This window comes from Comamonas koreensis (assembly GCF_021026195.1).
Taxonomy (GTDB): Bacteria; Pseudomonadota; Gammaproteobacteria; order Burkholderiales; family Burkholderiaceae_C; genus Comamonas; species Comamonas koreensis.
This window is the reverse complement of sequence record NZ_JAJNCT010000025.1, coordinates 230,422-243,039: the sequence shown is the minus strand read 5'-3', so window position 1 is coordinate 243,039 and position 12,618 is coordinate 230,422. Positions and strand designations below refer to the sequence as shown.

The window sequence follows — 12,618 nt, the reverse complement described above, 5'->3', positions numbered from 1 at the left end:
CCGCGCCAGCTTTAATCCTGCGCCTGGTTGCGCTGCAGTGACCACATGCTCGCATAGCGCGCGCCCAGCGCCAGCAGCTGCGCATGGGTGCCGCGCTCCACAATGCGGCCCGCATCCATCACCAGGATTTCATGCGCATCCACCACGGTGGACAGGCGGTGGGCGATCACCAAGGTGGTCTTGCCCTGCGCGGCCTTTTGCAGTTCCTGCTGAATGGCGCGTTCGTTGGCCGAGTCCAGCGCCGAGGTCGCCTCGTCAAAGATGAGGATGGGCGGGTTTTTCAACAAGGTGCGGGCGATGGCCACGCGCTGCTTTTCACCGCCTGACAGTTTGAGCCCACGCTCGCCCACACGGGTGGCATAGCCTTCGGGCGAGGCGGCAATCATCGCGTGGATGCGCGCCGCCTGCGCGGCCTGCACGATCTCGTCTTGTGAGGCACCCGGGCGGCCATAAGCGATGTTGTAGGCGACGGTGTCGTTGAACAGCACGGTGTCCTGCGGCACGATACCGATGGCGCGGCGCAGGCTGTCCTGGGTCAGGTCGCGGATGTCCTGGCCGGCAATGCGGATGGCGCCCGACTGCACATCGTAGAAGCGGAAGATCAGCCGCGCCAGCGTAGATTTGCCGGCGCCCGAGGGGCCCACCACGGCAACGGTCTTGCCCGCAGGCACGACAAAGCTCAGGCCCTGCAGAATGGGACGGCCTGGGTGGTAGGCAAAATGCACGTCGTCAAAACGCAGCTCGGGCTCGGCCTGCAGCGCCAGTGGTTGGGCGCTCGGGGCATCGGCCACTTCGCGCTGCTGATCCATCAGCACAAACATGCGGTCCAGGTCGGTCAGGCTTTGCTTGATCTCGCGGTACAGGGTGCCCAGAAAATTGAGCGGAATGTAGAGCTGGATCATGAAGGCGTTGATCATCACCAGATCGCCCAGGCTCAGCCGGCCATCGACAACACCCTGGGTGGCGCGCCAAAGCATGGCCACCAAGGCCACCGCAATGATTAGCTGCTGTCCGCTGTTGAGCAGGCTCAGGCTGCTTTGGCTCTTGAGGCGTGAGAGGCGCAGCTTTTCCAGATCGCCGTCATAGCGCTGGGCCTCAAAGGCCTCGTTGTTGAAGTACTTCACCGTCTCGTAGTTCAGCAGCGAGTCGATGGCCTTGCTGTGCGCCGCGGAGTCGATCAGGTTGGCCTCCCGCCGAAAGTGCGTGCGCCACTGGGTGACCACGACGGTGAAGGTGATGTAGACCGTGAGCGCCACGATGGTGATGATGGCGAACCAGATATCGAACTGCACGGCCAGGATGCCCAGCACCAGCGCCAGCTCGATCAAGGTGGGCACGATGCTGTAGAGCGAGTACGAGATGAGCGACTCAACGCCTTTGACGCCGCGCTCGATATCGCGGGTCATGCCGCCGGTCTGGCGTTCCAGATGAAAGCGCAGGCTCATCGCATGCAGATGCTCAAAGGTCTGCAGCGCAATCGCACGTGCGGCGCCCTGTGTGGCCTTGGAGAACACCAGCTCGCGCAGCTCGCCAAACACCGAGGTCAGCAGCCGCAGCCCGCCATAGGCCAGCAGCAGGCCCATCGGCACCACCAGCAAGGCCTGCGGGTTGCCAGGGCGGATGTCGAGCGCATCGACTACATGCTTGAGCAGCACCGGCACCCCGACATTGGCGACCTTGGCCCCCACCATCAGCACCAGGGCAGCCAGCACGCGCCACTTGTAGGTCCAGAGATAGGGCAGCAGGCGCTTCAAGGTACGGCCGTCGCCAGCGGTCAGAGTTTTCCCATCACTAGGGGTAGGGCTTGTGGCGGCAGGCGCCTCGGCATAACGTCGCATCGGAGACAATGGTGGGTTTGTTATAGACCTCCATTGTGACCATGAATACCCCACGCACCGCATCCAACGAGCTACCCCAGGACAAAGAGCTGGTTTTGCGCGTTGTTCCCATGCCTGCTGACTGCAATGCCAACGGCGATATCTTTGGCGGCTGGGTGATGTCGCAGGTGGATCTAGGCGGCTCGGTGCTGCCGCTGCGCCACTCGCGCGGCCGCACTGTCACCGTGGCGGTCAATGAATTCATCTTCAAGCAGCCAGTGCGTGTCGGCGACATCCTGTCGTTCTACGCCAAGCTGGTGCGCGTGGGCACCACGTCGATGACGGTCCAGGTCGAGGTATTTGCCGAGCGCCTGTCCAAGCAAGGCCAGTTCTTCAAGGTGACCGAGGCGACCTTGACCTATGTCGCCATCGACGAGGAAGGCCATCCCCGCACGGTGCCGCCGCTGCCGGTCTGATCGGCCACAAACCACCGGCCCAGAAACACCAAAGCCGCTGCAACGCAAACCTGCGCTGCAGCGGCTTTTTCACAAGCGGGAGGCCGGGGGCCTCAGCGATCAGGCCAGGCTCTCGGCCGGCTTTTCCGTCTTGGTGGCCGTGGTGCTGGTGGCCAGGGGCTTGCGCGTGCTGTTGGAGCACTCGATCTCGCCGGTCAGTTGGCCGCCTTCTTCGATGATGACCTTGCCGTAGCGGATCTTGCCGTGTACACGGCCGCTGCCAAAAATCACCAGCTTGTCGCGCACGGTCAGGTTGCCTTCGAATTCGCCATGGATCTCGGCGATGTCGATCTCGGCCGAGCCACGGAACGCGCCTTCGGCGGCGATCTGGATCACGCGCGAATCCATCGTGGCCTCGACCGTGCCTTCCACCACCAAGGTGTCGCAATCGGTGATCTCGACGCCCTTGAGCTTGATATTGGGGCCGACCGTCAGTTTGCTGCCGGTGCCGGGAGTGGTTTCAGGGGTCACGGTGCTGGTATAGGAAGAGGTAGGAGAAGGGTTGCTGGACTCGTCGGCCTTGTGGCCGCTCAGGTTGCCGCCGAGCACGGAGCTCGCAGAGCCGGCAGCGGTGCTGGGCAAGGTGCTGCCCGATGAACTGGAGGCATTGCCTCCCATGAACTTGGAAGCGGAAGCGTCATTGTCACGGCGTCCGCCGAAAAAAGGGTTTTGTACAGCCATCGGTTCTCCTTGTGAAAAGCTTCTACATGCTATTCAATTTATAGCTAGGGTGTTCACAAAATTTGACACTAGTCGTAACAACAGGCAACTATGGCGGCCTTTCCTATCAATACTTTCATACGTCGGACAAATCTCACATTTCCCAACATCCGACCTGTCCCCCAGCCCGCATCAGGACACGATGTAGGCCGCCGTGGCGGTGGCCAGCACCTGGCCGCTGCTGTCGCAAAAATCCGAGCGCGTGGTGGCCACCCGCGAGCCCAGCCGCAGCACCCGGGCCTGCAGTGCAAAGGGGCCATGCGTGCCGGGACGCAGGTAGTCCACCCGCAAATCAATGGTGCCCAGTTTGGCAAAACGCATCAGGCGCTGCATCACCGGCTCGCCCACATGTTTGGCGCCAGAGGCCGCCATCACCGCGATGCCGCCCAGCGCATCCAGACTGGCACTGATGACGCCGCCATGCACGCGCTGCAGGCCAAAGTGGCCGATCAGCTCGTTGCGCATCTCCAGGCTGGCCCAGACCGCGTCATCCTGCACCGCCTGGAGCTTGAGCCCCAGCAGCTTGTTGAAGACGATGCGCTCCTCAAAGATATCGCGCAGGCCTTCAACATAGGCGTTATCCAGACCCTGCATAGAGACATAGGCTGGTGCTTCAAGGTGCGGCGTAGGCAAGGTGGCGGTGCTCATCCATCGCAGTATGCAGTCAAGCGCCCGGCACGGCAATCGCAGATTCTGCTGGGATGCCGCTGCGCCATGCGCTAGACTGCGCGCAAATACAGCACATCTATGCCTGACACCCTGCCCCCCGCTCCGCCCACCGCCCGCACGGCGCCTCGGCCGCCCTTGCGCCTGAGCTGCGTGGTGCCCGCCTATAACGAAGCCAGCAACCTGGAAGCCTTTCTGCCCGCCTTGTACGAGACGGTGCGCGCGCTCTCGGTCGATTGCGAGATCGTGCTGGTCAACGACGGCAGCAAGGATGCGACCGACGAGGTGGCCCAGCGCCTGGGCCAGCAGCTGCCGCTGCACTACATCCAGCTGGCGCGCAATTTTGGCAAGGAAGCGGCGATGACCGCCGGACTCGACTATGCGCGCGGCAATGCCGTGCTGTTGATCGATGCGGATTTTCAGCACCCCCTGCCCCTGATTGCCGAGATGGTGCAGCTCTGGCAGAGCGGCTATGACATGGTCTACGGCGTGATTGCCGACCGCGCTGGCGAGGCCAAGGCCAAGCGCTGGGGCACCTGGCTGTTCTACTACCTGATGAACCGCGACAACGCTGTGCATATCCCCGAGAACGCAGGCGATTTCCGGCTGATGGACCGCAAGGTGGTCGATGCGCTGCGCCAGCTGCCCGAACGCAACCGCTTCATGAAGGGCCTGTACGCCTGGGTCGGCTTCAAGAGCGTGGCCCTGCCCTTTGTGCCCGATAGCCGGCGCAGCGGCCAGTCCAGCTTCAATTTTCACCGGCTGTTTGCGCTGGCCTTCCAGGGGCTGACCTCGTTCACCACCTTGCCGCTGCGCATCTGGAGCCTGGTGGGCTTTTGCATCTCGGTGATGGCCATCATCTATGGCATCTACATCACCATCGAAACCATCGTGCTGGACAACCCCATCGACGGCTGGCCGACCCTGGCCGCCGGCCTGATGCTGTTCTCCGGCGTGCAGCTGATGTCCATCGGCATGCTGGGCGAGTACATCGGCCGCATTTATGACGAGGTCAAGCGCCGGCCTTTGTACATCGTGGCGAACAACGACGACCGCAGCCCCGTGAGCAGCGAGCCCGCTGCGCCCCCACTGGTGCCCGCATCCGCCACGGCGCCGGCACCGGTCGCGCCGATGCCGCCGGAGTCCTGAACTTGCTGATCGCTGCCTTGGCCGAGCGCCTGCGCAGACTGCCGCAAGGCCTGCAGTTCATTGCCGTGGGTGGCTCGGCGGCAGCCACGCATCTGCTGGTGGTGCTGCTCCTGGTAGGCGGTGCGGGCATGGCGCCGCTGCTGGCCAATGTGCTGGCCTTTCTGGTCGCCTTCGTGGTCAGCTACAGCGGCCACGCCTGGCTGACCTTTGCCGATAAAAAGGCGCCGCATGCCCAGGCGCTGCCGCGCTTCTTTCTGGTCGCCTGCAGCTCCTTCGCCCTCAATGAACTGCTGTACTACCTGGCCCTGCACCAGCTGCACTGGCACTATGCCTGGAGCCTGGTCGCGGTGCTGGTGGTCGTAGCGGTATTCACCTTTGTCGCAGCCAAGTGCTGGGCCTTTGCCCATGCTGCGCCGCACTGAGCACCATGAAGAACATCACCCTCTGCGCCGATGATTTTGCGCTGCACCCGGCCGTTGATGCCGCCGTGCTGGAGCTGGCGGCGCTGGGCCGCCTGTCTGCCACCAGCTGCATGACCACGGCCCCGGGCTGGCGCAACGCGGCGCGGGCCTTGCCTGCGGTGCGCGACCAATTGGACCTGGGCATGCATTTCAACCTGACCGAAGGCCATGGCGTGGCGCCCGATACCCCCATCACGCGCATTCTCAGCCAGGCCTACACCGCCCGGCTGTCTGCCGCTGCGCTGCGCGATGCCTGGCGCCGCCAGCTCGATGCCTTTGAGGATGCGCTGGGCATGCCGCCCGTCTATGTGGATGGCCACCAGCATGTGCACCAGCTGCCCGGCGTGCGCAAAGCGATGCTGGCCGAACTCAGCGCCCGCTATGGCGCATCGGCCCGGCAGATCTGGATCCGCTCCACAGCCCCCGCAGGCGCTTTGCGCTGGCAGGCCAAATCGGCCACGATTGCGCTCCTGGGCGGCTACCGCCTCAGCCACCAGCTGCAGCGCCAGCACTGGGCCACCAACCAAGGCTTTGCGGGGGTCTATGGTTTTGATGCGCCGACGGAAGCCGCCTATGGCAACCTGATGGCGCAATGGCTGGCTGAATGCCAGGACGGCAGCCTGTTGATGTGCCACCCGGCACAAACGCCGATGCCGGAGGACGCCATTGGCCAGCAGCGGCCGGTGGAATGGGCCTATTTGCGCTCGCCAGAGTTTGGTGCGCTGCTGGCAGCGCAGGGCTGCCGCATTGGCAAGCTGGCGCCTGCCAAGGCAGCCTGAGCAGCGATTACAGACCGCTGAAGTTGGGCTTGCGCTTTTCCATAAAGGCCTGCATTGCCTCCTTGGCAGCGGGCTGCTGCAGCAGATCGGCAAACACACGGCCTTCTTCGGCGATGCGGGATTGAACGGCTGCCATCTGGCCGCTCTTGAGCAGGCGCTTGCTGGCCATCAGCGAGGCCAGCGGCTTGGCGGCCAGCTTGGCGGCTTGCGCCTGGGCGATGGTGTTGCATTCGGTCGGTGGCACCACGCGGTTGACCAGGCCCACCTCCAGTGCCGCCTCAGCCATGAAGGGGTCGCCCAGCAGCAAGGCCTCGCAGGCGCGCTGGTGGCCCATCAGCTGCGGCAGCAGCAGGCTGGATGCGCCTTCGGGGCAGAAGCCCAGGTTGACGAAGGGCAGCGAGAACATCGCGTTGTCACCGGCATAGACCAGGTCGCAGTGCAGCAGCATCGTCGTGCCAATGCCCACGGCCGGGCCGCAGACGGCTGCGACGATGGGCTTGGGGAAGGCGGCCAGCGCCTGCAGGAACTGGAATGGCGGCGCGTTGTCATCGGGCTTGGGGCCGTGGAGGAAGTCGCCCAGATCGTTGCCAGCGGTGAACACCGAGGCATCGCCCTGGAACAGCACCACACGCACATCGGTGCTGCTGGCGGCCTGCTGCAGGATGTCCGCCAGCGCCAGGTACATGGCGCCGGTCAGCGAGTTCTTCTTGGCCACCCGGTTGAAGGTGATGGTGCAGATGCCCGCTTCGGCCAGCACCCGGATGTCGTCGCAGGAGGATTGGATCGTCATAACAGTCTCTCAAAAAAGGGGTCGGTGCCGGGCCTGGGCCACTGCCAGGGCGCACACCCAAGACGCTGGCATGCTAACCGGATTTGGCACGCTTTATTCCTTGTAGTAGACCAGCTGGTGGCTGGTGGCCAGCAAAACGCCTTGGGGCGACCAGATCTGCGCGGTCTGGTCAAAAAAACCATCGCGAAAGCCCTGGCCCTGGGCCTGGGCCAGCACCGGCTGGGTACCGACTGCAGCCAATTGCTCGGCACTGGCATGCACATAGACCGTCAAAGACACGGTGCCCACCGGCACGCGCTTGGCGCGGCGCAGCCAGATGCGGGGAAAGAACACATCGCACAGCGAGGTCAGCGCCGGCACATCCAGCGGGCGCGGAGGCTCGTCGCTCACCCACATGCGGGTGAGACTCGGGCTGCTCGCGCCGTCCCATTCCGTCGGGTAGCCGCCCAGCAGCGGGCGGATGTTGTAGCGGTTCAGCCATTCCACGCGGAAATCGGTGGTGTAGCGCTCCACCGCGCTGGCAGGCGGCACTTCGGGCATCGCGTATTCGTCGTCCGACCAGGTTTCGCGCGCCAGCGCCGTCATCGCCGTCGCCGTGGTCGTGGTGGACCACTGGCCCTGCGCATCCTCCTCGCGCAGGGTGATGATCCAGTGCTGGGTGCTGCGGTTGGTGCGGGCGGGGATGGCTTCGATCACATACGGCCGCTCGCCCACCGCACCAGCGTAGTTCACCGTGATCGCCACCAGATTCCCCAGGCGCTGCGGGTGCTGCAACACCGCCTGGGCCACTTGGGCTGCTGTGATGCCGCCATAGGGCCCGACCATATTCCAGTAGTCCTTGCTGGCCTGCGCCGCGTACTGGTTCTGGCCGGTTGCTTCCATCGCCATGGCACGGTCAAAGGCATGGCGTTCGCTGTTGGTGGAGAGTTCACTCATTCGGACATCTTTCGCAGAAATTTTTGACTCCGCTGAAAACGCCATGTGCCCGCACCAAGCCTTTCAAGACCGGTCTTGCAGTTGCATTTTCTGCCATCCGACATTAGCAGCCAACGGCATCTGTTGCAGCCTAGTGGGCGACAGATGCCCTGGCCTGCGCAGGTTTAGACGCGCTCCAGAATGCCCGCCGCGCCCTGCCCCATGCCCACGCACATGGTCACCATGCCGTACTTGAGCTTGTTGCGCTGCAGCGCATGCACGACGGTGGCGGCACGGATGGCGCCCGTGGCACCCAGCGGGTGGCCCAGCGCAATCGCGCCGCCCATGGGGTTGACCTTGGCCGGGTCCATGCCCAGCTGCTGCATGACGGCCAGCGACTGCGCGGCAAAGGCCTCGTTCAGCTCGATCCAGTCCATGTCCTGCAAGGACAGGCCGGCATGGCGCAGCGCGACCGGGATCGCCTCAATCGGGCCGATGCCCATGATCTCGGGCGGCACGCCCTTGCTGGCATAGCTGACAAAGCGCGCCAGCGGCGTCAGGTTGAAGCGCTTGAGGGCCGCCTCGCTCACCACCAGCAGCGCGCCGGCGCCGTCGCTGGTCTGCGAGCTGTTGCCGGCAGTGACCGAGCCGCGCGCCGCAAACACGGTGCGCAGCTTGGCGAGGCCTTCGATCGAGGTGTCGGGACGCGGCCCTTCATCCAGGCTGATGGTGCGCGAACGGCTCACCGCCTCCCCCTTGGCGATGTCCACACCCCGGTCGGTCACGGTGATCGGCGTGATCTCGGCGGCAAAATCGCCCGCCTGCTGCGCTGCCAGCGCGCGCTGGTGCGACTGCAGTGCAAAGGCATCCTGGGCATCGCGGCTCACCTTCCAGCGCTGCGCGACTTTTTCTGCCGTCAGGCCCATGCCGTAGGCAATGCCTACATCGCCTTCGCGCTCAAAGATGGATGGCGACAGCGAAGGAGAGTTGCCCATCATGGGCACCATGCTCATGCTCTCCACACCAGCAGCGATCATCACATCGGCCTCGCCCACCCGGATGCGGTCGGCCGCCATCTGCAAAGCGGTCAGGCCCGATGCGCAAAAGCGGTTGACCGTCACCCCGCCCACCCCCACCGGCAGCCCTGCCAGCACCGCGCTGATGCGCGCCACATTCAGGCCCTGCTGGGCTTCGGGAATCGCGCAGCCGCAGACCACATCCTCGATCGCCTGCGGGTCCAACCCCGGCGCCTGCGCCAGCACGGCCTTCATCGTGGTGGCCAGCAGATCATCGGGCCGCATATTGCGCAAATAGCCTTTGTGCGACTTGCCAATCGGCGTGCGCGTCGCCGCAACGATGTAGGCGTCTTGAACTTGTTTACTCATGGTCACTAGTCCTTTGTATTCACCTCCCTCTCCCGCAAGCGGGAGAGGGCCGGGGTGAGGGCCTGCAGCACATGTGCAAGCACCTCGTTCGTTTGTTGTACAACCTCGTGGTTCCAAAACCGCAGCACCCGCAAGCCTTGCTGCTGCAACCAGGCACTGCGCTGCTGGTCATAGGCTTGTGCCTGCAGATCCGCATGCTGCCCGCCATCCACCTCCACCTCCAGCCCATGCTCCAGGCAGACAAAATCCAGGTTGTACGGGCCCAGCGGATGCTGCCTGCGAAACTTGGCGCCCGCCAGTTGGCGGTTGCGCAGGTGGCGCCATAGCAGTTGTTCTGCGGTGGTGGGGGATTGGCGCAGGGCGCGGGCTTGCTGCACTTTGACATCCGCCCTCACCCCTGCCCTCTCCCGCTTGCGGGAGAGGGGGTTGGAGCGCAGGGCGTTGTCTTGCATGCTGGGCCTCAGTTGCGAACCGGCTTGCCGGTGTTCAGCATGCCCAGAATGCGCTCCTGGGTTTTTTCCTTCACGATCAGGTCGGTAAAGGCCTTGCGCTCCAGCGCCATCAGGTATTCCTCGTTCACGAGGGTGCCGGCATCCACATCGCCGCCGCAAACCACATCGGCCATGTGGCTGGCAATCAGCATGTCGTGCTCGCTGATGAAGCCGCCTTCGCGCATGTTGACCAGGGTGCTGCGCAAGGTGGCTGCGCCACTGCGGCCCGCCACCGGAAAAGGCTTGCGCTGCGGTGGGCGCCAGCCCGACTGCGCCATGGCCTTGGCCTGCGTCAGCGCCACAAACAGCAGCTCGTCGCGGTGCGGCACGATGACATCATCGGCCTGCAAGTAGCCAATCGCCTGCGACTCCAGCGCGCTGGTGCCGACGGTGGCCTTGGCTGCAGCGGTAAAGCCGTTGGCCAGGAAGGGCAGCAGATCCGTGCCGGTGGAATACTGCGCATGGCGCGCCGCCTGGTAGGCCACATTGGTGAGCCCGCCGGCGCCGGGCACCAGGCCCACGCCCATTTCGACCAGGCCAATATAGCTTTCCATATGCGCCACGCGGCGTGCGCAGTGCAGCAGCAGCTCGCAGCCGCCGCCCAGCGCCATGCCATGCACAGCGCCCACCACGGGGATCTGCGCATAGCGCACCGACAGGAAGAGCTGCTGCATCACCTGCTCGATCTGGTCGATGGCCATCGGGCCTTGCAGCGCAAAGGCCGGCATCATCGCCTGCAGGTCGGCACCCACGCTGAACGGTGCATCGCCCGACCAGACGACCATCGCGTCAAAATCCTTCTCGGCCAACGCCAGCGCGGCCTGCAGGTCTTCCATCACATCGGGGCTGATGGCATGCATCTTGGTCTTGATGCTGAAGACCAGCACCTGGTCATCCAGGGTCCAGCTGCGCGAGGCCTTGCTCTCGGCCAAGGTGCGGCCTGCCGTGCGCCAGTCCTGCGCGGGTTCGCTGGCCTCACCCAGCACGCGCTCGGGGAAGAGCTGGCGCGCATACACCGGCAGATCGCGGCGCGGCACAAATCGGTTCTCGGCCGCGCTCCAGGAGCCCTGCGCGGTGTGCACACCGCCCGCCTCTGCGACCGGGCCTTCAAACACCCATTGCGGCAGCGGCTCGGTGCTGAGCGCCTTGCCGGCGTCAATGTCTTCCTGCACCATCTTGGCCACCTGCAGCCAGCCGGCTTCTTGCCACAGCTCGAACGGGCCTTGCTGCATGCCAAAGCCCCAGCGCATGGCCAGATCCACATCGCGGGCATTGTCGGCAATGTCTTTCAGGTGCACGGCGGCGTAGTGGAAGCTGTTGCGCAAGATGGCCCAGAGGAACTGGCCTTGCGCACCCTCGCTGTTGCGCAGCAGCTGCAGGCGCTCGCCGGCGGGCTTTTTCAGCATGCGGGTGTAGACGTCATTGCCCTTTTCACCCGAGGGCACATAGGCCTGGTGCTCAGGGTCAAAGCGCTCGATGCCCAGCTTGGTCTTGCGGTAAAAACCCGCCTTGGTCTTCTGGCCCAGCGCGCCATCGGCGATCAGCTTGGTCAGCACTGCTGGCGTGGTGTAGCTGCCATAGAACGAGTCGCTCTGCGCCGTCAGCTGGGTCTGCATGGTCGCGATGACATGGGCCAAAGTATCCAGGCCCACCACATCGGCAGTGCGGAAGGTGCCCGAACTGGCGCGGCCGAGCTTCTTGCCGGTCAGGTCGTCCACCACGTCGTAGCTCAGGCCAAAGCGCTCGGCCTCGGCCATGGTGGACAGCATGCCCGCCACGCCGACACGGTTGGCGACGAAGTTGGGCGTGTCCTTGGCGCGCACCACGCCCTTGCCCAGCTGGCTGGTGGCAAAGCTCTCGAGCTGGTCGAGCACCTGGGGCTCGGTCACTGCGGTCGGGATCAGCTCCACCAGCTGCATATAGCGCGGGGGGTTGAAGAAGTGGATGCCGCAGAAGCGGTGGCGCAGCTGTTCGGGCAGCGCCTCGGACAGCGCCGTGATCGACAGGCCCGAGGTGTTGGAGGCCAGGATCGCATGGGGCGCGACAAAGGGCGCGATCTGGTGGTAGAGGTCGCGCTTCCAGTCCATGCGCTCGGCAATCGCCTCGATCACCAGGTCGCAGTCCTTGAGCTGCGCCAGGTGTTCTTCGTAGTTGGCGGGCGTGATCAGATCGGCTTCTGCCGCCACACCGAGCGGCGAGGGCTTGAGCTTTTTCAGATTGGCAATCGCCTTCTGGGCAATCGCGCTTTTGGGGCCTTCCTTGGCCGGCAGGTCAAACAGCACCACGGGCACGCGCACATTGACGAGGTGGGCCGCAATCTGCGCCCCCATCACCCCGGCGCCGAGCACCGCCACTTTTTTCACCACAAATCGGGACATGGTTACTCCACTTTTGAGAGCCGCCAGCGCTTGTCAATTGCAGGCTGGCAGCCAGTTTCAGTCAAAACCTATTCGACGCGCGACCAGGTCTGCGTGCGGCCAAAGGGGCCGATCGATCCGCGCACATCCAACTTGTTGCCGTTGTCGGCAGGCGTGAGCTTCAGGCTGTAGGTGCTGCCGTTTTCGGGGTCGAGGATCTTGCCGTCTTCCCAAACCGCCTTGCCTTGTGCCTGCTTGGCACCCCGGATGATCTCCAGCCCGACCAGCGGCTGGCCCTTGCGGTCATCGGTGCAGCGGTCGCAGACGGCCTGCGGATCCGCGCCCTTGCGCAGCAGCTTTTCCACCTTGCCGCTGAGCACCCCGCCGCTGTCGCTGATGCGCACCTCGGACTTGGGCTCACCGCTTTTCTCGTCAAAGGTGCGCCACAGGCCCACCGGCGACATGTCCGCAGCCAGCGCTGGCAGCGCCACCGCCAAGCTGCCAGCCACCATCAGCACAGGTTTCAGCAAGGTTTGCATCAGGGTCTCCTTCGGTGTTTTTCGGCAGTACTGC

Annotated in this window: 13 protein-coding genes; 4 read left to right on the top strand and 9 right to left on the bottom strand. The window is 64.4% G+C overall.

The genetic code is table 11. The annotated features are described in order from the left end of the window. Positions 1-11: 11 nt before the first annotated feature. On the bottom strand, positions 12-1,838 hold the full coding sequence (locus LPW39_RS19045) for an ABCB family ABC transporter ATP-binding protein/permease (protein ID WP_230778708.1): 1,827 nt from the start codon (positions 1,836-1,838) through the stop codon (positions 12-14). Between the two features lie 41 nt (positions 1,839-1,879). Here LPW39_RS19045 and LPW39_RS19040 point away from each other — a divergent pair, with 41 nt between their 5' ends. Next, a complete protein-coding gene (locus LPW39_RS19040; RefSeq protein WP_133855753.1) occupies positions 1,880-2,293 on the top strand; it encodes an acyl-CoA thioesterase in 414 nt (137 codons plus the stop codon). A 99-nt stretch (positions 2,294-2,392) separates the two neighbouring features. Here the strand turns inward: LPW39_RS19040 and LPW39_RS19035 are convergent, their stop codons facing one another. Beyond that, on the bottom strand, positions 2,393-3,013 hold the full coding sequence (locus tag LPW39_RS19035; RefSeq protein ID WP_230778706.1) for a bactofilin family protein: 621 nt from the start codon (positions 3,011-3,013) through the stop codon (positions 2,393-2,395). Positions 3,014-3,184: 171 nt separating this feature from the next. Next, positions 3,185-3,646, bottom strand: a complete 462-nt coding sequence (locus tag LPW39_RS19030) for a thioesterase family protein (protein ID WP_230778773.1) — start codon at positions 3,644-3,646, stop codon at positions 3,185-3,187. 153 nt (positions 3,647-3,799) lie between these two features. Here LPW39_RS19030 and LPW39_RS19025 point away from each other — a divergent pair, with 153 nt between their 5' ends. Genes LPW39_RS19025 through LPW39_RS19015 form a run of 3 tightly spaced genes read left to right on the top strand, consistent with a single transcriptional unit; the run spans position 3,800 to position 6,107 of the window. Beyond that, positions 3,800-4,867 (top strand): glycosyltransferase family 2 protein, encoded by a 1,068-nt coding sequence (locus LPW39_RS19025; RefSeq protein ID WP_230778703.1) that lies wholly within the window; start codon positions 3,800-3,802, stop codon positions 4,865-4,867. Positions 4,868-4,872: 5 nt separating this feature from the next. Beyond that, positions 4,873-5,289 carry a GtrA family protein gene (locus tag LPW39_RS19020; protein WP_230778770.1) on the top strand — a complete coding sequence of 139 codons (417 nt, stop codon included), beginning with the start codon at positions 4,873-4,875 and terminating at the stop codon, positions 5,287-5,289. 5 nt (positions 5,290-5,294) lie between these two features. Further along, entirely contained in the window at positions 5,295-6,107 is an 813-nt protein-coding gene (locus LPW39_RS19015; protein WP_230778701.1) for a ChbG/HpnK family deacetylase, read from the top strand. A gap of 7 nt (positions 6,108-6,114) precedes the next feature. On the opposite strand, the gene LPW39_RS19010 is transcribed toward LPW39_RS19015, so the two are convergent. From LPW39_RS19010 to LPW39_RS18985, 6 genes are all read right to left on the bottom strand, one after another. Then, positions 6,115-6,897: an enoyl-CoA hydratase gene (locus LPW39_RS19010; protein WP_230778699.1), complete on the bottom strand. Its 783-nt coding sequence runs from the start codon at positions 6,895-6,897 to the stop codon at positions 6,115-6,117. A 93-nt stretch (positions 6,898-6,990) separates the two neighbouring features. Beyond that, the gene (locus tag LPW39_RS19005) at positions 6,991-7,833 is read right to left on the bottom strand and encodes a thioesterase family protein (protein ID WP_230778698.1); all 843 of its coding nucleotides are present in this window, start codon (positions 7,831-7,833) and stop codon (positions 6,991-6,993) included. A gap of 164 nt (positions 7,834-7,997) precedes the next feature. Then, positions 7,998-9,197, bottom strand: a complete 1,200-nt coding sequence (locus tag LPW39_RS19000; RefSeq protein WP_133855760.1) for an acetyl-CoA C-acyltransferase — start codon at positions 9,195-9,197, stop codon at positions 7,998-8,000. A 5-nt stretch (positions 9,198-9,202) separates the two neighbouring features. Next, on the bottom strand, positions 9,203-9,649 hold the full coding sequence (locus LPW39_RS18995) for an endonuclease domain-containing protein (protein ID WP_230778697.1): 447 nt from the start codon (positions 9,647-9,649) through the stop codon (positions 9,203-9,205). Positions 9,650-9,657: 8 nt separating this feature from the next. Further along, a complete protein-coding gene (locus LPW39_RS18990) occupies positions 9,658-12,066 on the bottom strand; it encodes a 3-hydroxyacyl-CoA dehydrogenase/enoyl-CoA hydratase family protein (protein ID WP_230778696.1) in 2,409 nt (802 codons plus the stop codon). 68 nt (positions 12,067-12,134) lie between these two features. After that, positions 12,135-12,584 (bottom strand): DUF2147 domain-containing protein, encoded by a 450-nt coding sequence (locus LPW39_RS18985; RefSeq protein ID WP_394680553.1) that lies wholly within the window; start codon positions 12,582-12,584, stop codon positions 12,135-12,137. Positions 12,585-12,618: the final 34 nt, after the last annotated feature.